Annotated in this window: 15 protein-coding genes; 9 read left to right on the forward strand and 6 right to left on the reverse strand. The window is 38.5% G+C overall.

Features of this window, described 5'->3' with window-relative positions:
- Positions 1-13 precede the first annotated feature (13 nt).
- The 7 genes from QF004_RS10880 to QF004_RS10910 all read left to right on the forward strand — a co-directional run bounded on the left by QF004_RS10880 (position 14) and on the right by QF004_RS10910 (position 12,206).
- Positions 14-2,827, forward strand: coding sequence for a SusC/RagA family TonB-linked outer membrane protein (locus QF004_RS10880; protein WP_307426149.1), 2,814 nt, complete (start codon positions 14-16; stop codon positions 2,825-2,827).
- Between the two features lie 12 nt (positions 2,828-2,839).
- Positions 2,840-4,306, forward strand: coding sequence for a RagB/SusD family nutrient uptake outer membrane protein (locus QF004_RS10885; protein WP_307426152.1), 1,467 nt, complete (start codon positions 2,840-2,842; stop codon positions 4,304-4,306).
- A gap of 19 nt (positions 4,307-4,325) precedes the next feature.
- Complete coding sequence (locus QF004_RS10890; protein ID WP_307426154.1) at positions 4,326-5,303, forward strand: LamG-like jellyroll fold domain-containing protein; 978 nt, start codon at positions 4,326-4,328, stop codon at positions 5,301-5,303.
- Between the two features lie 47 nt (positions 5,304-5,350).
- A complete protein-coding gene (locus QF004_RS10895; protein ID WP_307426157.1) occupies positions 5,351-6,742 on the forward strand; it encodes a glucoamylase family protein in 1,392 nt (463 codons plus the stop codon).
- A 33-nt stretch (positions 6,743-6,775) separates the two neighbouring features.
- Entirely contained in the window at positions 6,776-8,152 is a 1,377-nt protein-coding gene (locus tag QF004_RS10900) for a glucoamylase family protein (RefSeq protein ID WP_373456901.1), read from the forward strand.
- Between the two features lie 105 nt (positions 8,153-8,257).
- Entirely contained in the window at positions 8,258-10,585 is a 2,328-nt protein-coding gene (gene bglX / locus QF004_RS10905) for a beta-glucosidase BglX (RefSeq protein WP_307426160.1), read from the forward strand.
- Between the two features lie 100 nt (positions 10,586-10,685).
- Positions 10,686-12,206 carry an FMN-binding glutamate synthase family protein gene (locus QF004_RS10910; RefSeq protein WP_133440258.1) on the forward strand — a complete coding sequence of 507 codons (1,521 nt, stop codon included), beginning with the start codon at positions 10,686-10,688 and terminating at the stop codon, positions 12,204-12,206.
- Between the two features lie 931 nt (positions 12,207-13,137).
- Here QF004_RS10910 and rplI read toward each other — a convergent pair.
- The 6 genes from rplI to QF004_RS10940 form a co-directional block, all read right to left on the reverse strand.
- Complete coding sequence (gene rplI, locus QF004_RS10915; RefSeq protein WP_133440259.1) at positions 13,138-13,665, reverse strand: 50S ribosomal protein L9; 528 nt, start codon at positions 13,663-13,665, stop codon at positions 13,138-13,140.
- A gap of 149 nt (positions 13,666-13,814) precedes the next feature.
- Positions 13,815-14,117, reverse strand: a complete 303-nt coding sequence (gene rpsR / locus QF004_RS10920; protein ID WP_133440260.1) for a 30S ribosomal protein S18 — start codon at positions 14,115-14,117, stop codon at positions 13,815-13,817.
- Between the two features lie 25 nt (positions 14,118-14,142).
- Positions 14,143-14,484, reverse strand: a complete 342-nt coding sequence (rpsF, locus tag QF004_RS10925) for a 30S ribosomal protein S6 (protein ID WP_307426168.1) — start codon at positions 14,482-14,484, stop codon at positions 14,143-14,145.
- A 243-nt stretch (positions 14,485-14,727) separates the two neighbouring features.
- Positions 14,728-16,071 (reverse strand): chloride channel protein, encoded by a 1,344-nt coding sequence (locus tag QF004_RS10930; RefSeq protein WP_307426169.1) that lies wholly within the window; start codon positions 16,069-16,071, stop codon positions 14,728-14,730.
- Positions 16,072-16,185: 114 nt separating this feature from the next.
- Positions 16,186-16,938, reverse strand: coding sequence for a polysaccharide deacetylase (locus QF004_RS10935; protein ID WP_307426172.1), 753 nt, complete (start codon positions 16,936-16,938; stop codon positions 16,186-16,188).
- 127 nt (positions 16,939-17,065) lie between these two features.
- Complete coding sequence (locus QF004_RS10940) at positions 17,066-18,031, reverse strand: NAD-dependent epimerase/dehydratase family protein (protein WP_307426175.1); 966 nt, start codon at positions 18,029-18,031, stop codon at positions 17,066-17,068.
- Between the two features lie 302 nt (positions 18,032-18,333).
- Between QF004_RS10940 and ggt the strand changes: the two genes are divergently transcribed.
- Both ggt and QF004_RS10950 read left to right on the forward strand, forming a co-directional pair.
- A complete protein-coding gene (ggt, locus tag QF004_RS10945) occupies positions 18,334-20,019 on the forward strand; it encodes a gamma-glutamyltransferase (protein WP_133440265.1) in 1,686 nt (561 codons plus the stop codon).
- 11 nt (positions 20,020-20,030) lie between these two features.
- A complete protein-coding gene (locus tag QF004_RS10950) occupies positions 20,031-20,636 on the forward strand; it encodes a Crp/Fnr family transcriptional regulator (protein WP_133440266.1) in 606 nt (201 codons plus the stop codon).
- The last annotated feature ends 171 nt before the right edge of the window (positions 20,637-20,807 follow it).

Here is a 20,807-nt window from a genome sequence, read left to right on the forward strand (position 1 = left end):
TAAAACTTTAAATATGAAAAACAGTAATCTAAAATTTCCTTGTTTAATAGCGGCGCTATACTTCGGTGTTAATGTTAGCGCGCAGGAAACTCGCAAGGACACCGCAATCAAAGAACAACTCATTGAGGAAGTGGTGATGATTGGTTATGGAACGAGAAAAAAAGTGGATAATACTACTTCAATAAGCTCAATCAATGCAGAGGAACTCAGTAAAACAAAGGTTTTAAATGCGACGCAGGCAATCCAGGGAAAAGCGGCAGGAGTTACTGTAATTGCTTCTGATTTGCCAGGCTCGACACCATCAGTTATTATTCGTGGTTTGGGTACGGCACTGAGTGGTAGAAATCCGCTGTATGTAGTTGATGGCCTTTTTGCTGATAATATCAATAATATCAATTCCAATGATATCTTAACGTACGACGTCCTGAAAGATGCTTCTGCACTTGCAATCTATGGAAATAGAGCCGCAAATGGTGTGATTATCATCACGACAAAATCCGGAAAAGGTAAAAAGATTTCTGTAGAATATGATGGTTTGGCAGGAGTAAGAATGCCGTTGAAAAAAGTGAAAATGGCAGGTAGTAACCTGTTCTCTTTTTATACGAATACCGCTTTGCAGATGACCAAATTCTCCCAAGATCAACCGGTTAATACAGATTGGTTTAAAGAAATAACCCGAACTGGAACCTTCAATCAACATAACTTATCTTTATCAGGAGCTTCGGAAAATGCGAAATATTTCTTGAGTTTAGGAAATTATGACGAAAAAGCAATTTTACAGGGAACTGATTATAACAGAAGTACGATAAGAACGAATAATGAATTTAAGGTATCCAAAGGTATTGTGCTTACCCAAACATTATCAGTTGCGTTTACCAATGTTACCCCAAAACCTTTGAGTGCTTTTACTGCTGCTTATAAACAGTCGCCTCTTGTGCCGGTTTATTTTCCGGGTGGTCAGTATGGCGTTTCATTCGTAGGAGCAAACGGTTTTGCTTCGCCGACCGGTTCCTCCTTTAATAATGTTGGAAATCCGGTTGCACAGCTGAATTTATTTAATGAAAAGCAAAAATCAATGCAGCTGCAGGGAGGTTTAAAACTAGACCTTAATCTGATGAAAGATCTTAAATTTACATCTCAGTTCTCTGGTGAATACTATAATTTCAAGAGTTATAACTATGCCGATTTGTTGAGCATTTGGTTAGCGGCTGATCCTACGAGAAAAGTTTCTGATTACAAACCGACTGATAATGTGAATACCTTATTTAATGAGAAAAAAGATTATTTTAATTGGAGCTTAACCAATTACTTAACCTATGCCAAAAAATTCGGAATTCATGATATTGAAGCTACGATAGGTACTGAAGCAGCAGTACGCGATGGGGAAAATACAATAAGTACTACCCGAAAAAATATGGTTCTTAACAGTAATTATTGGGATCTGTCGGGAACGAATTATCTGGATCAGCTAATCTCTTTATATAGTGTAAATGGAAATAAAAATACCACTAATTCTTATTTTGCCAGAGCACAGTATAAATTAATGAATCGGTATTTATTAACGGCGACGATTAGAAGAGATGGTTCATCACAATTTGCCGAAGGTAATAAATGGGGAACTTTTCCTGCTTTCGGAGCAGGTTGGGTGGTTTCTGAAGAGTCTTTCCTTAAAGACGTTTCTTTCTTAAATATGTTGAAATTAAGAGGCGGTTGGGGAAGACTGGGAAACCAGAATATCCCGACCAATTATCTGCCTTTTGCCAGTGGAGACCATTACAACTATGCTTTTAATGGTAATGCCATTTCCAACGGAACAACTTTAGATAAAATTTATGATCCTAATCTGTCTTGGGAGATAACAGAAGAATCCAGTGCAGGACTTGATTTTGAAATGGTGAACAGAAAGTTAAAAGGTTCCGTGGATTTCTATAACAGAATCACCAAGAATATTATTTTAGCAATGATTCCTGTTTCAACTTCTGGAATTTCTCAAAATGGATATGCTCATTTGGGTGAAGTAACCAACAAAGGTTTCGAACTGATGCTGAGCTGGGATGATAAAATCAATGAAAACTGGGGTTATAACCTAAGCGGAAATTTTTCACACAACAAGAATAACTTAAGCAAACTTGCTAATGAGAATGTAAATCCTATTAAAGGAGGTGATTTAGCAAACGGACAATATACCAAGTACCTTAGTGATATTGCTGTTGGGCAACCATTAGGTAGTTTCTGGTTATGGGAGGTGAGCGGAATTGATACCGATGGTAAATTTACTTATGTTGATACTAACGGGAATGGAAAAACTGGTGCTGATGATTTAGCAGATCGTAAATTCTTCGGTTCTTATATGCCTACTTCTACGTACGGTGTCAATTTAGGTGTAACTTTCAAACAACTTGATCTCTCTGTAAATGGCTACGGAACATTTGGAGCTAAAGTATATAATGGTAAAAAAGCACAGCGTTTTGATGGTGAAAATATCGAATACAATGTAGCTACAGATTTCTACAGCAGTACCAATACGGGTTCATCCAATCCTGCGCCTTTCAATGCAGTGCCATTAGCATCAAATTATTATTTAGAATCAGGTGATTTCTTTAGAATTAATAATATTGCATTAGGATATACCTTATCTAAACCAGTTGATTATTTATCTTCTTTACGGGTCTATGTGAGTGCTGTTAACCCATTTATCACGCAGAAATTTACTGGGTTCTCGCCAGAACTTAATGCCAATGGGGATCCTTATGGATTAACCGGTGTTGAGTTAGATGCATATCCAACATTGCGATCTTTTGTATTAGGAGTAAATTTGAAATTTTAAAAATTTAAAAAAATGAATAAGAAAATAATAATATTATCATCATTACTTTTATTTTCACTCTCTAGTCAGAGTTGTCGTAATGATTTTTTAGAGGTAAAACCAACAGAAGCAATTTCTACTGACGACCTGTCTTTGCTCAATAATGACACCGGTGCCGAAAGTTTCGTTTCTGCGATTTATGCTAAATATTTAGATTGGAATATCAGTTCGTTTTCCTGGGTTGGCATTACAACCATTGCATCTGATGAAGCTGATAAAGGGTCTTCACCGGGTGACTCAGGTGGTGACAAAGATTTATTAGATGCCTTGAATTTCACTGCAACAGGAAGTTCTTTTCAAGATGTATGGCAAGGTCATTATCAGGCAATCAACCGGTCTAATCAGGCATTGTCTTATCTTCCTCTGCTTACCAATGCCAATGCAGATCTTAAAAATCGATTAACAGGAGAAGCTAAATTTCTTCGTGCATTCTCCTATTTTATTTTAGTGAGATCTTTTGGAGGTATACCTGTTGTGGATCACGTTCCAGTTGCGGGAAACGAAGCCGATAGAACAATGTTGCTGACCAGAAAATCAAAAGAAGAGGTTTATGCTTTCATTATGAATGACTTGAATGATGCAATTGGAGCCTTACCAGATAAAAACACTTACTCGGCTGCAAACAAAGGTCGCGCTTCAAAAGGTGCAGCTTACGCACTGCTGGCGAAAGTAAATCTTTATCAAAAAAATTGGCAGAAAGTGATTGATAATTGTAATTTGGTAACAGGTTATTCACTCACACCCAACTTTGCAGATATTTATAAAATTTCAGGAGAAAATAATCAAGAATCCATTTTTGAAATCCAGGGAAAAGGGGGGCCACAACAACCCGGAATTCAACAGTATTCTCAGACCCAGGGTGCACGTGGTGCAGGAGGCTGGGGTTGGGGTTTTGCAACACCATCTCAAAATTTAGTGGATGCCTTCAACGCAGCGGGTGATACCAAAAGAAGAGATGCAACGATTATTTTTAGAAACTCAACTTTATATGATGGCAGAGTTGTACCGGCTACAGTAGAAAATCCTTTTTACAATTACAAAGTATATTCTTCCAATTATACAGGGGATGATTACTCTGACACCAATATCAGATATCTTAGATATGCCGAGGTTTTATTAATGAAAGCTGAAGCCATGAATGAATTGGGTCAAACTGCCGCCGCACTTCCATTCTTAAATCAAGTTAGAAACAGAGCGGGATTAGCAAATTCTACGGCAGTTTCACAAGCTGATGTAAGAACAGCAATCTGGCAGGAGAGAAGATTAGAATTAGCGCTGGAACATGACCGGTGGTTTGATTTGGTAAGAACAGGACAGGCAAAGGCAGCGATGGCCGCAGACGGAAAAACTTTTGTCGTAGGAAAACATGAAGTATTTCCTTTGCCGAGTTCTTTTATTGCTGAAGCCAAAGGATTATCTGCGCAAAATCCTAACTATTAATTTTCAAAAAATATTGATTATGAAAAATAGAACATTAATTAAATATATCGGGGTAGCTTTTTTGATGGGTGCCATTACACTGAGTTGTGAAGACAGTATTGACCGTGATAATCTTCCTGTCCCGTACGCAGCCATCGGCGGATATGAAAATTCAGATGATGTTGCCGCTGCCAATCTTATCACCAAACTTAGCTTTGAAGACAATCTGAATGATAAATACAATAATATAACTAATGCTATAGGGACTTCAGTAGCATATGATTCCGGGGTTAAAGGAAAAGCGTACAGCGGTTCTGATTCTCAGAAAAGATATGCCGTTGCAAATATTTCGCCCGCGGTTACCGGACTTAGCGCCTTTACTTTTTCATTTTGGATGAAAAGTGCCAATTCGGTAGATCCGGCAACTCCAGGTCAGGGGAAAGGAGCGCAGGGAATTTTTTCAATTGTCCGCCCAACCGAATTTTGGGGTGGAATTAATTTATTTATTGATAACCCGGACAATGCAAACCCAGACCGTATCCGCCTAAAACTTTCGGTGGAAAACGGAAGACCTGCAGTGGACTGGAGAGGGCAAAGCGTGATGATGAATATCGATGGAAGCAAAAATAAATGGATTTATGTTACCGTAACTTATGACCCGGCAACCAGCAAGGTAAGTGCTTATCTCAATGGAGAACCGGCAGCTAATCTAACAGGTTTTCCTTTTGCTCCTGCCGGGGGAGTTACAGGTTCTGCGCCATGGTTTGCAAAAGATCCTGGCGGCATCGATAATCCAAATGGTGTTCCTGGTTATGGTGCAATTCAAATGGTTGGGACCAATGGCAAAGTGGTAATAGGAACACACCAGTTTGATACTAATCCTCCTCAAAACAATGGCTCGCCGCAAGATTGGGCAACAAGTTTTGCCGGAATGTTAGATGAATTTAGAATTTATAATATTCCATTGAAAAGTGCAGATGTAAACGCACTGTACAAACTGGAAAAAGACAACAGATAAACTCATAACAGAGCCATCGTGAGGTGGCTCTTTTGATATAAAATTAAATGAAAACATCAATCCAATTATTGGCTGCAGCTTTTTTGCTTGTTTCATGCTCGCGTGATTCTCCACCAAAAAGTGGCGGAACACCAATTGGCGGCGGCGGTAGTGAACCTCCGATAAATGCTGTTTATACCGATCCTCAAATTATCGGAATGACTCAAAAAGGAGTTACCAAATATTTTTGGGATTATGCAGAAGCGAATTCGAAATTAGCACGGGAACGTTACCATACCGATAATCCGGGAACAGATGCTTCAGTGATTACTGCGGGAGGTTCTGGTTTTGGTTTAATGACCATTCTGGTAGCCATTAAAAATGGTGATGTTCCACGGACTGAAGCCGTTTCCAGATTGACAACTTCTCTTAATTTTTTGCAGAATGCCAACCGTTTTCATGGTGCCTGGCCTCATTGGATTAATGGTAACAATGGAAATGTGATTCCTTTTGGTACAATGGATAATGGCGGTGATCTGGTTGAAACAGCATTTCTTGTTCAAGGGCTAATCTGTGTTCGGGAATATTTTAAAACTTCTACTGATGCACAGGAACTCGCTTTGAGTAAAAAAGCTGATGAACTCTGGAGAGGTGTCGAGTGGAATTGGTATACACAAGGTCAAAACGTTTTGTACTGGCATTGGTCGCCCAATTACGATTTTCAGATGAATCTAAAAATACAGGGTTATGATGAAACTTTAATTACGTATATTTTGGCGGCGGCTTCACCCAATTATTCTATTGATAAATCAGTTTACCAACAGGGGTGGGCTAGAAATGGGAGTATAAAAACTGCCGCATCACAATATGGAATCCCATTAATAGTTAATCATAATGGAGCAAGTGGAACAGTAGGACCAATGTTTTTCTCACACTACTCTTTCCTTGGTTTGGATCCTCGAGGACTTTCCGATGAATACGTGAATTATGGAGATGTTGCGACAAATCATGCAAAAATAATGCATCAGTATGCTATAGAAAATCCTAAAAACTGGACGGGTTACAGTACAAAGAATTGGGGATTAACTGCAAGTTACAGCCGAAACGCAGATGGGACAACAGGCTATTCTGCCCATCAGCCAAACAATGATTTAGGAGTGATTTCTCCTACAGCGGCCATTTCCAATATAGCTTATACTCCCGCAGAAAGCATAAGCTATTTAAGGTTTTTGTACAACGAAAATTATACGAAATATGTTGGTGTAGCAGGTCCATATGATGCATATTCAGTCCATTATAATTGGGTTACTCCAAGATATTTAGCAATAGATCAGGGAACAATTTCTCCAATGATTGAAAACCATCAGTCAGAGTTCCTTTGGAAATTATTTATGAATGCGCCGGATATTAAGCAGGGATTAATTAAATTGGGCTTTCATTCAAGCAGATATGGATTTTAAAAAATTAAAAATTTCGAAATTAATTAGGTATTCATGAAGAAAATTATTCTTATTTCTACATTGGCCGGTGTGTTGTTAATGTCGTGTGAAAGTACGAAACCAGTCATTAAAGCAACCGAAAATCAGATGATAAACAAATCAGATGAAGCATTGATGAATCAAGTACAGAGAGATGTATTAAAATATTTCTGGGAAAATGCTGAACCCAACTCCAGGTTAGGACGGGAGCGTTATCACGAAGATAATATATATCCTCAAAATGATAAAAACGTTATTACTACTGGAGGCTCAGGTTTCGGAATGATGACCATTTTAGTCGGAGTGGAAAGGAAATTTATTCCTCGTAAGGAGGCCGTGCAGCGATTAACGACGATGGCAGATTTTCTGGCAAAGTCAGACCGGCATCATGGTGCTTGGTCGCATTGGATAAATGGAGAAACCGGAAAAACAGTTCCATTTGGTAAAAAAGATAATGGTGGTGATTTAGTAGAAACTGCATTTTTAGTTCAGGGAATTATTTCAGTGCGCGAATACTTTAAAAACGGAAATCAGGAAGAAAAAAATCTTGCCCAGAAAATGGATGATCTTTGGAAAGGAGTAGAGTGGAACTGGTACACCAAAGGTGGCGAAAAAACGCTCTATTGGCATTGGTCTCCGACCTATGGTTGGGAAATGAATTTCCCTTTAAAAGGATATGATGAAACTTTAGTAACCTATATTTTAGCCGCCTCTTCACCAACCTATCCAATTGATGCGGAAACCTATTATAAGGGATGGACGAGAAACGGAACTTACACTACCGATAAATCCAAGTACGGATTGCCGATGTATGTGAAACATAATGGCGCTGAAGAGTATGGCGGTCCGCTTTTCTGGGCACAATATTCTTATCTCGGATTAGATCCAACTGGTCTCTCTGACCGGTATGTTGCCAACTATTTTGATCTTAATAAAAATCAGGTCCTAATTGATTATAAATACTGCGTCGAAAATCCAAAAGGTTGGAAAGGTTACGGACCAAATTACTGGGGACTTTCAGCAGGTTATACGAGAAATAATGATGGTTCTGTTGGTTACACTGCGCATACTCCCATCAATGATTCAGGGGTAATTAATCCTACCGCAGCGCTCAGCAGTTTTCCTTACACGCCAAAAGAATCGATGGATTTTTTAAGATTTTTATATCAGGAAAAACCAGAATTCATTGGCTCTGCTGGTCCCTACGATGCAACTTCAATTAATTATAATGACTGGTTTACGCCAAGATATTTGGCAATCGATCAGGGCACCATTTCACCCATGATCGAGAATTTCAGAACAGGTTTACTATGGAATTTATTTATGAATGCCCCTGAAATTAAGCAAGGACTGAAAAAATTAGATTTTAAATCAACAAAGTACACCTTTTAATTTTTTAACGATTGAAACCATAGAAAAAATCATTCTAATCCGAAGTTGTATGAGTGATGCTCGCTCAAAAAAATAGAGTAAAGAAATAAACGAAATTTAATTAAAATGAAAAAAATAGTTTTGCTGGCAGCGATGGCACTTTCGCCTTTGGTAATGGCACAGGATATTGTCAATAAACCGGTACAGTCTTTCCAGACCAGTCAGTATAAAGCCAAGAAAAAAGTTTTTATCGAAAATCTTTTGGCGAAAATGACCTTAGATGAAAAAATCGGTCAGCTTAATTTACCGAGTGCCGGAGATTTTACCACCGGCCAGGCGCAAAATTCCGACATCGGAAAAAAAATTGAAGACGGTCTGGTCGGCGGACTTTTCAATATTAAAGGAGCTGATAAAATCAAAGCCGTTCAGAAGGTCGCCGTTGAAAAAAGCCGTTTAAAAATTCCACTCATTTTTGGGATGGATGTCATCCATGGCTATGAAACAAATTTCCCAATCCCATTGGGGTTAGCAGCCTCTTGGGATATGGATTTGATTCAGCAGTCCGCCAGAGTTGCCGCCAAAGAAGCCACTGCAGATGGCATTTCCTGGACATTTTCCCCAATGACGGATATATCCCGTGAACCAAGATGGGGAAGGGTTTCTGAAGGATCCGGCGAAGATCCGTACTTAGGAAGTGAAATCGCAAAAGCAATGGTTTACGGTTATCAAGGTAAAGATTTATCACATCGTAATACCATCCTGGCGTGCGTGAAACATTTCGCCTTATATGGCGCTCCTGAAGCGGGTAGGGATTACAACACGGTTGACATGAGCCGCCTCAGAATGTTTAACGAATATTTCCCACCTTATAAAGCGGCAGTAGAAGCCGGCGTAGGCTCTGTAATGGCTTCTTTTAATGAAGTCGACGGAATTCCCGCCACAGGGAACCGATGGCTGCAAACGGAAGTGCTTCGGAATCAGTGGGGTTTCGATGGGTTTATTGTCACTGATTATACAGGGATTAATGAAATGGTAGATCATGGCATGGGAGATTTACAACATGTTTCTGCAATGTCACTGAATGCAGGAATCGATATGGATATGGTGGGCGAAGGTTTTTTGAAAACCTTAAAGAAATCCCTGCAGGAAGGAAAAGTGACTCAAGCGTCCATTGATCTCGCTGCCAGAAGAGTTTTGGAAGCAAAATATGATTTAGGATTGTTTGATGATCCCTACCGATATGGTGACGCAAAATTGGCCGCCAAAGAAGTGTACAGCTTAGAGAATAGAAATATTGCAAGAAATACGGCCGCACAGTCAATGGTTTTGATGAAGAATGAAAATCAGATTTTACCGCTGAAAAAATCAGGAACCGTGGCAGTCATTGGTCCACTGGTGAACAACGCGCTTAATATGGCTGGGACGTGGAGCGTTGGTGCAAATCATGCTAATTCTGTTTCTTTAGTAAAAGGACTGCAGGATAATTTGGGCAAACAGGTAAAATTCCTTTCAGCAAAAGGCGCCAATATCGATTACAGTGAAAAGCTCGAAAATATCTATGCTGCACATGGAAAACTAACAGACCGGGATTCCCGTTCGAAAGAAGAATTGCTGAAAGAAGCAATATCAGTTGCTAATCAGGCAGATGTAGTTGTACTTGCCATCGGAGAGTCTGCAGAGATGAGTGGGGAGTCTTCTTCCAGAACAGAAATTGATATTCCGGTTTCCCAGGTTGATTTATTAATGGAGTTAAAGAAAACAGGAAAACCAATCGTAGTCGTTCTTTTCACTGGAAGACCATTGGCTTTAACCAATATGAAAGATATTCCAGACGCCATTTTAAATGTTTGGTTTCCGGGAACTGAAGCAGGAAATGCCATTACAGATGTTCTTTTTGGAAAAGTAAATCCTTCCGGAAAATTACCGATGACGTTCCCAAGAAGTGTAGGTCAGGTTCCATTATATTACAATCATAAAAATACCGGACGACCTTTGAGTGCTGAAAAAACAGAAAAATGTGAATATGAGCGATTCCGTTCCAATTTTATGGACGAATGCAATACGCCGCTTTATCCATTCGGTTATGGGCTGAGTTATACCCAGTTTAATTATTCGGAAATAGCGGTTTCTAATGTAAATCCAAACGGAAATCAAACCATCCAGGCATCAGTTACGGTGACCAACACTGGGAATTATGATGGTGCAGAAGTAGTGCAGCTTTATATAAGAGATATTGTGGGCAGCATTACAAGACCTGTGAAAGAATTAAAAGGTTTCCAAAAAATATTTTTAAAGAAAGGGGAAAGTAAGAAAGTAACTTTTAATATCTCTCCCGAAGAACTGAAATTCTACAACCATTCCTTGAAATATGATTGGGAAGCAGGTGACTTTGATATTATGATCGGTACCGATTCTGAACAGGTGAAAACTGTAAAAATCAATTGGAATAAGTAAAATAGAAACTATCAATAGAGCCGTTTTCAAAATTAATGAAAGCGGTTTTTTTTGTCCGTTTATTATTATTATTTTTGGGGCACTAAATAAAAAAATTGTAATGAGAGAAAAATTCATTAGGTGGGGATTAGTTCTTCTGGTGGTAACATGGGTAATATCTATATTAATTAAAACTCATTATTGGATCCCGATTCTGCTTAGTTGTATTTATATATTGGGGCTTTACAACAGTTTCCAGACTAAACATGCCATTCTTCGTAACTTTCCGGTGTTGGGTTATTTCCGGTATTTTTTCGAAGAAATTTCGCCTGAAATGCAGCAGTATTTCATCGAAAGAGAAACTGATGGAAAACCTTTTCCAAGAAACGAACGTTCCGCTGCCTATAGAAGAGCAAAAAACATTAGTGATACAGTGCCTTTTGGGACACAATTAGAGATCAATAACAGAAAATACGAAGGAATAAAACATTCGATATACGCCAAATCACCTTCAGAGGAATTACCTACCGTATTGGTCGGCGGCGATCAGTGTACTCAGAAATACAAAGCGTCACTTTTCAATATCTCTGCCATGAGTTTTGGATCATTAAGTGACCGTGCGCAGATGGCTTTAAACAGAGGTGCAAAAAAAGGTGGATTTTACCACAATACAGGAGAAGGTGGAATTTCGCCTTATCACCTGGAAGGTGGTGATTTATGCTGGCAGATCGGAACCGGATATTTCGGTTGTAGAGATGACCACGGTAGATTTTCACCAGAGATTTTCAAGAAAAATGTGTCGATTCCAGCCGTAAAAATGATCGAGATAAAAATATCTCAAGGAGCAAAACCAGGACACGGTGGAGTATTGCCGGGTTCTAAAAATACGCCGGAAATTGCAGCCATTCGTCACGTACAACCGGGTATGACTATTATTTCGCCACCATCGCATTCTGCATTTTCTGATGCGGCGGGGCTGCTGAGATTTGTACAGGAATTAAGAGAACTTTCAGGCGGAAAACCAGTCGGTTTCAAATTATGTATCGGTGATACCAAAGAGTTTGAAGATATTTGCGCACAGATGAATGTATTGAAAATTTATCCTGATTTTATTACCGTAGATGGAGCAGAAGGAGGAACAGGAGCCGCACCGCCAGAATTTTCTGATGGAGTGGGAATGCCATTGGAACCTTCTTTAATCTTTGTCAATAGAACTTTGACCAATTTCAATGTAAGAGATAAACTGAAAGTAATCGCAAGTGGCAAAGTATTGACTTCACTTGATATCCTGCGCGCCATTGCGATGGGGGCAGATATGTGTAACAACGCCAGAGGATTTATGTTTGCTTTAGGCTGTATTCAGGCATTGAGATGTAATACCAATACTTGTCCGACCGGAGTGGCGACCCAGGATAAAATGCTTATTAAAGGATTAGATGTAACCGATAAGAGTGAGCGTGTATATCACTTCCACAAAAACACTTTGCGTACCTGTAACGAGCTTATTGGCGCTGCCGGAAAATCGTCGTATAGCGAAGTTGATGCAAATATGTTTATGCGCGGAGACGAATTTGAGCATCTTGCCGATTATTACTTCCCGGATATTTTAGGAAATGTAAAAACACCCGCAGGGAAATATTAAAATTTGTAAAAACAAATAAGTTGCTATTAATTAAAAACTTCAGAATTATTTCTGAAGTTTTTTTGTGTTGAACTGATTGATGAAAATGACGAAAGATAATGGAAGTAATCGACAGATGATATTGAAAGTTAATTCCGGCTTCAAGAGACTATCTTTATGGTTTTTTTTATTTGAATCTTATTGTCAAATATTGATAATACAGCATTTTTTAAAGCATATGGAATAAATGGATTCTATAAACAAACCGGACACAAACAGTACAGCAGGGAATTAGGGATTTCCTCAAAAGAGCCAAAAATATCACCGCATAAATCTAGAATTCAAAATGTTTTCCTTCTGGTTTGGATCATTTATTTCCTGAACTTAACTTCATTGAAGACCAATAATTCAGTTCGGTGAAATTTAGAGAAAATTCCAACCTTTGAACTGAAAATTTAAACCAATGAATATAAATTCACTATTCACTATTCACTATTCACTATTCGGATCAGTTTCAAAACTTGGGGGCTAAGCAAAAAATTTTGGATAATCTGAAAATACAGTACTTGGCCAGCAATCGGATTTCAGTGCGGGCGCTAAAAAGATATTGGAACACCGCAAACTATGCCCATTTGTACCCATTTCTCCAGATAACAAAAGTGTACTCATCCCCATACCAACCCCTGGCTTATGCTGACCTTATGCTGACTGTATGCTGACCCCTATCATTGTTTTAGGAGGTGAATATCGATTTCGGAGAACAATTGAAGATCTGCCTCCTCTTTATTGGTCGTTTAGACCAGCAGAAATTTAAGAAGTTAACAGTCTTCAAAATTAAATATTTATATCTTTCTCCAAGTTTTGGGCTTGATTTCCATTGACCATTACATTTATCCAAAAAAATCCGCTATCAAATAAATGATAACGGATTTTACTTATTTCAAAAACTCTCTTATGCTTCTTCAGCTGGAGTCTCTTCTGTTGTCACTGCTTTTGGTTTAGCAACTGGTTTAGGAGCTTCTACCACTGGCGGAGCATCAGAAACGATTTCGAATTCGTAGCTGTATTCCACTTCTCTGTGAAGTCTGATGATTGCAGTAGATTTACCAGTTCTCTTAATGTTGTTCCCTGGAATCTTGATGTATTTTTTATCAACCTGTACCCCTACTTTAGATAATTCGTCAGAAAGGTTAGCGTTGTTGATTGAACCAAACAATTTGTCACCAGTACCCACTTTAGTGGCGATAGTGATGTTTGTCTTTTTCAATTGATCTACGATTGCATTTGCAGCCGCAACCAATTTCGCTTCTTCGTCTTTTCTGGCTTCTAAAGTTTCTGCTAAAGCTGCTTTGTTTTTCGGCGTTGCCAAAAGTGCTAATCCTTGTGGTAACAAGAAGTTTCTTGCATAACCAGGTTTTACACTTACTGTATCAAACTCTAAACCTAAGTTTTCTACGTCTTTTTTTAGGATAATGTCCATTGTTGTTGTCCGTTTTTAATTTTAGAAAAAAGAATAATCTTCTTTTATCAAAAAATCGTTAGAATTAATTTATAAATCAGCAACAAAAGTTTTGAAAAAGAAACTTAATCAAATTAAGTTTCTTTTTTTATTCTTTTATCTATTTTGTCTTATTTCAAAAGATCCGCTACATAAGGCATCATTGCCAAATGTCTTGCTCTTTTGATGGCTGCAGATACTTTTCTTTGGTATTTCAAAGAAGTTCCTGTATATCTTCTTGGTAAAATTTTACCTTGCTCGTTAACGAACTGAAGAAGGAAATCTGCATCTTTATAATCTACATGTTTGATTCCGAATTTTTTGAATCTACAGTATTTTTTGTCAGATTTTGTATTGATGTCAAGTGGAGTTAAAAATCTTACTTCAGATTCTCCTCCTGCTGAGGCTTGTTTAGCCATATCATCTATTGCCATGTCTTTTCTTTTTTAAGGGTTAAAATTAAGCTTTCGCAGTTTTCACTTTCGCTCTTCTTGTTACTGCATACTCGATCGCATGTTTGTCAAGTTTTGTAGTCAGGTAACGGATGATTCTCTCATCACGTTTGAAAGCAAGTTCCAGATCTGCTACTACATTACCTTCACCTTTGAATTCGATCAAAGTGTAGAATCCATTCTTTTTTAATTGAATTGGATAGGCTAATTTTTTCAGTCCCCATTTTTCTTTGGCAACGATTTCGCAATTGTGTGAAGTCAATAAGTCTTCAAATTTTTTCACTGCTTCCTCCACCTGTGCGTCAGATAGAACGGGAGTTAAAATGAAAACAGTTTCGTAATTGTTCATAATGTTAATTAATTTTGTTAATTATTTCGAGGTGCAAAAATATAACTTCTTTTTGTAACATGCAAGAAAATGAACGCACTAAAGCTGTTTTTGGAAGTAATTCCGGAAATATTCGAAATATAAACTGGTTTTTATCTTAGCCCGGATCGAAACGGCATCCTTTTTTGAGGAGGAACGACGAAAAAAAGATACAGTGGAGAGCCGGACTGAACAGGTAAAAATACCCGGCTTTGTAGCTCCTTATTATTTCCTTAATTCCTCCAGATAGATCATTTTTAATTGATCATATAATGAATGCCTGCTCACTAAGACCGAGATGAGCGAAGAAACCATGCCAGCCAGCATCAGATAAAAAATTAAACTGTGGCGGTCGGTCATTTCGAGAACAATAATCGAAGAGGTAAAAGGTGCGCGGGTAATTCCGGTAAGAAAGGCAACCATTCCGGTTAAAATAACTACGTTGGTTTCATCTGCTGTGAGACTGATCCAGCCGGCGATAACCGAACCTATGCTTGCTCCGGCAGACAGGGCAGGCGCAAAAATTCCGCCTGCTCCACCTGAGGTGAATGATAAAGCGGGACCGAGCATTCTGAACAAGGGCATGTACCAATCTTCGTTTTTATCGGCAGTGAAAAGCACCCTTTGCATAATTCCTTTTCCCGAACCTAATATTTCTTCATTGATGAAATAGGCCAGCGAGGCAATGATTAAAGCACAAATTACTAAAAAAATAATATTGGACAGGTCGGTTTTCAATCTTTTTTTCCAGGCACTGATGCCGAGCATGATGCGCGATAACTGGCTGGCGAAAATTCCGGAAACAGCAGAGGTCAAAATCACAGGAAAAATAATCATCATGCTGATATTGCTGGTTTTTGGATATCCTAAATACAAATACGATCCTGCAAAAGTCTGGGCGGTTAAGCCGGCAATGATGACCGCGGTAAATAATGCGGTTTTAAAGTAATTAATATGCGTTTTCGAAAGTTCTTCGACCGCGAAAACAATCCCGCCAAGCGGTGTATTGAAGGCGGCAGAAAGTCCGGCAGCTGCGCCGGTCATAATCATGTTTTTCTTTGAAATCTTGGGCCACCATTCTGGCAGATATTCGTTCACTTTTCTAAAAACTGATCCTGCGATCTGTATGGTGGGACCTTCCCGACCCACAGCACCCCCACCAATAACCAAAATAATTGATGAAAGAACCTTGAATAAAATGATTTTTATACTCAGTAACCGGGATATTTTATAGTGTTCCCTTGGATTGGCTAATTCTACAGCTGCCATTACTTGTGGTATCCCGCTTCCCTTGGCGTACGGGGCAAATTTTTTGACGAGCCACCACGACAGCACAAATGCAATGGGAGCGGTGATGAAAATAAGCCAACTGTGCCACCGCATCATCGCATGCATCAGATTTTCTCCCCATTGAAAAAGTTGAGCGTAGAAAACTGCGAAAACGCCAGTAATAAAGGATCCGATCCAAAACGGAATAGCCTGTAAGAGATTATGCTTCAGCTTTTCATTGTGAATATTGTCAAAAGACCATTTAATGGAGCGGCGAATAAGTATGAAAAGACTTCGCATGATGCAAAAATATAATTTTTAAATGGTTCAAATTGACTAAATCATGGTATTTTTTGAACCCAATAATATGTTTTTTTAAACTCAGAATTTTTTTTAATTTCCAGATTACGAAGTTTAAAATGCAAAATCTTTCATTCTTGCGTGGGCGAGTTCAGCTTCATTCATCCAGATTAAAAATGCTTCTAATTTGTCCTGTAACTTTTGTCCCGAATTATATTTTTTATAAAATGAAATTTCAAAGATATCTTTATCAAAATCCGTAAACTGCCAGGAATTAAGGTAAAACAAAACAAAGTCATCTTTTTTAATGGTTTCTACCACCATCTTTTCATAGTAGGAAAGTGGCAATATTTGAAAAATAAAATCATTGTAAGGGATTTGAGAATATCTGGAAATGCTTTCGTACAGAATACTCAGCCCATTCTTTTCGATAATCGGTGTTTTCCTCTCCAATCTTTTAAAAGGAAATGCAAAAGTGGTTTCTTCGATTAGGGAAACGTAAGTGAACCGCAAATGTAGAATTTCATTCAAATCAAAAGCATTTTCCTTCATCCGAATTCCGCGGATTTGCTTTTCAATAAGTTCTTCCGTGTTTTTCTTAATGCGTTCAATTTCCTCTAAACCGGTATCGAAATAATAAAAAGAAATTTCATGACCTTCATTGATTATTTTTTTAATCAATGTTTCGAGCTGAGGAATAATTGATATTTCAATGAAAAATGTTGCGCGGATTTCTCTCCTTTCCAGACTTCGCAGAAGCGCTTTCGTATTTTGAATGGTAATTTCTAAAAGCTCATCACTGCTCAATCCACCGACATTTTTAAATTTACGATCAGGATTAATTATGTTAAAAGTTAATAAAATCATTTCGTTACCGTATTGCTTTGGTGAAAGTATAAAAAAATCTGCAAAATCATCGGGAGAAATTCCTTTGATTTTGCAGATATAATATAATAGAAAGTTTTCTTCCTTTAGAAAGGAGAAAAAGCAACTCTTAGTTTTTCGCCAACTTCACTTTCAGGTTTTCCAGCATATCTTTCGTCATTTCGCTGATGCCGTAATCGTAGGAAAGTCCCCAGTCTTTTTTCGCCACCGAATCATCGATGGAAGCCGGCCAGGAATCCGCGATTTGCTGACGGAAATCCGGTTGGTAATCAATCGTGAAATCCGGCATTTCTTTCTTGATTTCTTCCGCCAGTTCTTTTGGCGTGAAAGACATTCCTCCTAAATTGTACGCGGTATGAACGGTCAGGTTTTCTTTCGGAGCATTCATTAAATCAAGCGTTGCCTTAATTGCGTCATTCATATACAGCATCGGCATTCCTGTGTTTTCAGAAATAAAACTCGTGTATTTTCCCTGTTCTACGGCTTCATAAAAAATTTCTACTGCGTAATCCGTTGTTCCGCCACCAGCTGGAGTTTTCCAGGAAATCAAACCGGGATAACGAATGCTTCTTACATCAACAGCGAATTTATTATGGTAATATTCGCACCATTTTTCACCCGCCATTTTCGAAATTCCATACACAGTTGTCGGATTCAAAACTACTTCCTGCCTAACATTTTCTTTCGGGATTCCTGTACCGAAAACGGCAATAGAACTCGGCCAGAAAATCTTCTTAAGCAAACCTTCCTTCGCCATTTCACAGAACTGAAGCAAAGGTTCGATATTCAGTTTCCAGGCAAAAAGCGGCTGTTTCTCAGAAGTTCCCGACAGCAAAGACGCCAGATGATATACGGTAGTGATTTCATAATCTTTAATAACCTGTCTTACCAATTGCGTATTGGTCACATCCATCCTCTCATAGAATCCCGCGGAAGTCAGGTTTTTATCCCAACGGTCGAGTCCGGAAGCCACCACATTTTCCGCGCCGTGAATTTCAACTAATTTATTCGTAAGTTCGGTGCCGATTTGTCCCAGAGCACCGGTGATAAGTATTTTTTCCGTGTAGGATTCCATATTTAAAGTTTAGATTTCGCACAAATTTAGCAAAATCGGATAGCATAAGGAATAGGATGAGTAAAATAATTTTTTGGACGGCTGTTTCCGGCTGAAATTTACGCGGAGCCTGTCGAAGTATTGCCGGTTTTTTTTTCCGCTTCGTTCCATAAAAAGTATTCCACTCAAACCTAGCAAAGTCGTTCGGAGATTTAAATAAAAAAATATAAACTGTATAATAAAGTCGGGTCATAAATGAGGATTCCAAAGGAAAATCTTCGCCAATCCATCCATTTTCGTTATTTTTGATAAATTTTTTAGTCATGAAAAAACTGGTGTTATCATTCGTTGTTATTTCCCAATTTGCTTTTGCGCAATTCACCGACATTAATATTGTAAAAGAAATTCACACCAAAGAAAAAGGTTTGGTCGTTTCTGCGCATCCGTTAGCCAGTGAAGCTGGAGCGAAAATCATGAAATTGGGCGGAAATGCCTACGATGCGGTCATTGCAACACAATATGCTTTAGCGGTCGTTTATCCGCAAGCTGGAAATATCGGTGGCGGTGGTTTTTTAGTCGGCGTAAAAAATAACGGCGAAAAATTCACCATCGATTTCCGAGAAACCGCACCGGAGAAATCATTCAGAGATATGTATCTTGATAAAAAAGGAAATGCCAATACCGATCTGTCCCAAAATGGAAGATTGGCAGTCGGGATTCCGGGTTCTATTGCCGGATTTTATGCGACCTTGAAGTATGGCAAATTGCCGATGCAAAAACTGATTCAGCCCGCAATCGATTTAGCGGAGAAAGGTTTTGCAATCACAGAGAAAGAAGCCGACTTGCTCAATAATCAAATGGAATTCTTCAACCAGCATAATAAAAATAAAACCGTTTTTCAAAAATCAACACCTTGGAAACAGGGTGATATTCTCATTCAAAAAGAATTGGCTGCAACTTTAAAACTGATTCAGAAAGACGGTGCAAAAGCCTTCTATGAAGGGAAAACCGCTCAACTCATTATTGATGAAATGAAACGCGGAAACGGAATTATTACTTTAAATGATCTTAAAAATTATAAAGTAGTGGAAAGAAAACCCCTCACTTTTAATTATAAAGGAAACGAAATCGTATCCATGCCTTTGCCTTCAAGCGGCGGAATTCTTTTAGCTCAAATGCTGAAAATGAGCAGTTTTGAAAATATCGAAAAGTACCAACAGAACTCTACGCCGGCCGTGCAAATTATGGTGGAAGCTGAGCGCCGTGCTTTCGCGGACAGAGCTGAATATATGGGAGATCCCGGATTTATCAAAGACAAAACCGAAATGTTGATTTCTGACGATTATTTAAAAAACCGCTGGAAATCTTTTAATAAAAATGCAGCGACGCCAAGTTCAGAAGTCGGGAAAATTATTCCACAACCGAAAGAATCTACAGAAACAACGCACATCTCCATCGCTGATAAAGAGGGAAATGCTGTTGCGGTTACAACAACGTTAAACGGGTTGTACGGAAGCAAAGTGGTCGTTTCCGGTGCCGGTTTTTTCCTGAACAACGAAATGGATGATTTCTCCGTAAAACCAGGCGTTCCGAATATGTTTGGTGCTGTTGGTGGTGAAGCTAACTCCATTCAGCCGGGAAAAAGAATGTTGAGTTCGATGACGCCAACCATCGTTTTGAAAAATGGAAAACCGTATATCATCGTGGGAACTCCTGGTGGAACGACGATTCCAACTTCGGTTTACCAATCGATTGTGAATGTGATCAATTTTAAACTGAGCCCGAATATGACCGTCAATACCCCGAAATTTCATCATCAGTGGCTTCCGGAAACCGTTATGGTAGAAAATAATTTTCCTGAAACAACGATCTCAGATTTAGAAAAAATGAATTATAAAATAGAAAGGGTTTCACAAATCGGAAGAACAGAAATGATCGTTATCGACGGAAATGGAAATGCGGTTGCTGTGGCGGATGGCCGCGGTGATGATTCGGTTGGAGTTGAATAAAAATGAATATAATGGAAAGTACTGGATTCAGGCAGAAACTGAGCGAGAAAATATTATCCTATAAACCCGATTTCAATCTAGAGGTTTTGAATTCGGGTTTAAATCAATTTCAAATAACGGACTGCAAGGCAGACGAAGATATTGTGAAAACAGGCGAAGTCTGTAAAAAGATCTTTTTTGTCGAAAAATCGATTTCCCGGTGCTATTTTCTGGGAGAAGATGGTGAGGAGAAAACACTTTGGTTAGAGCCGGAAATGAGTTTTATGACAGATTATGAAAGTTTTACCTTACAGTCAGCAAGTAAATGCAATATTCATCTTTATGAAGATTCTCTTGTTTATTCGATTGACAGGGAGGTTTTATTTAATCTTTATATGACCTATCACGAATGGGCGTTGGTAGGTATCGCAATTATGGAGGATCATTTTCTCAATTTATTCAAAATTACAACCACCATTCACTTCAATAATGCCAGTTCTAATTATGAACATGTGGAAAGTTTTTTCACGAAATATTTAGATGTGGTGCCTTTGAAACATATTGCATCCTGGTTTAATATTTCTGCGGTGCATCTTTCAAGGATTCGTGCAGAAAGGAGTAAAATAGCTGCAAATTAACATATGTTAAGTTGATTGCGGGAGTGGTGTTTTATCTTTGCCACCGATTCTATGACACATGATGAATAAGAGAGTAATCTCATTTCTTGCCTTTGCTGTATTCAAAATATTCAAGAACTTAATGTAAAAATAGTTTTCAATTTTATTTAATTAAAATGATATGATGCAGCA

This window comes from Chryseobacterium sp. MDT2-18, assembly GCF_030815285.1.
In the GTDB taxonomy this organism is placed as follows: Bacteria; Bacteroidota; Bacteroidia; order Flavobacteriales; family Weeksellaceae; genus Kaistella; species Kaistella salivictor.

What these genes read in the sequence shown, in the direction of transcription:
- QF004_RS10890 (WP_307426154.1), top strand. Translation starts at nt 4,326, where the DNA reads ATGAAAAATAGAACATTAATTAAATATATCGGGGTAGCTTTTTTGATG.
- QF004_RS10950 (WP_133440266.1), top strand. Translation starts at nt 20,031, where the DNA reads ATGGAAAGTACTGGATTCAGGCAGAAACTGAGCGAGAAAATATTATCC.
- rpsF (WP_307426168.1), bottom strand. Translation starts at nt 14,484, where the DNA reads ATGAACAATTACGAAACTGTTTTCATTTTAACTCCCGTTCTATCTGAC.
- rplI (WP_133440259.1), bottom strand. Translation starts at nt 13,665, where the DNA reads ATGGACATTATCCTAAAAAAAGACGTAGAAAACTTAGGTTTAGAGTTT.
- QF004_RS10885 (WP_307426152.1), top strand. Translation starts at nt 2,840, where the DNA reads ATGAATAAGAAAATAATAATATTATCATCATTACTTTTATTTTCACTC.
- QF004_RS10930 (WP_307426169.1), bottom strand. Translation starts at nt 16,071, where the DNA reads ATGCGAAGTCTTTTCATACTTATTCGCCGCTCCATTAAATGGTCTTTT.
- QF004_RS10940 (WP_307426175.1), bottom strand. Translation starts at nt 18,031, where the DNA reads ATGGAATCCTACACGGAAAAAATACTTATCACCGGTGCTCTGGGACAA.
- QF004_RS10900 (WP_373456901.1), top strand. Translation starts at nt 6,776, where the DNA reads ATGAAGAAAATTATTCTTATTTCTACATTGGCCGGTGTGTTGTTAATG.
- QF004_RS10880 (WP_307426149.1), top strand. Translation starts at nt 14, where the DNA reads ATGAAAAACAGTAATCTAAAATTTCCTTGTTTAATAGCGGCGCTATAC.
- bglX (WP_307426160.1), top strand. Translation starts at nt 8,258, where the DNA reads ATGAAAAAAATAGTTTTGCTGGCAGCGATGGCACTTTCGCCTTTGGTA.
- QF004_RS10895 (WP_307426157.1), top strand. Translation starts at nt 5,351, where the DNA reads ATGAAAACATCAATCCAATTATTGGCTGCAGCTTTTTTGCTTGTTTCA.
- QF004_RS10935 (WP_307426172.1), bottom strand. Translation starts at nt 16,938, where the DNA reads ATGATTTTATTAACTTTTAACATAATTAATCCTGATCGTAAATTTAAA.
- rpsR (WP_133440260.1), bottom strand. Translation starts at nt 14,117, where the DNA reads ATGGCAATAGATGATATGGCTAAACAAGCCTCAGCAGGAGGAGAATCT.
- QF004_RS10910 (WP_133440258.1), top strand. Translation starts at nt 10,686, where the DNA reads ATGAGAGAAAAATTCATTAGGTGGGGATTAGTTCTTCTGGTGGTAACA.
- ggt (WP_133440265.1), top strand. Translation starts at nt 18,334, where the DNA reads ATGAAAAAACTGGTGTTATCATTCGTTGTTATTTCCCAATTTGCTTTT.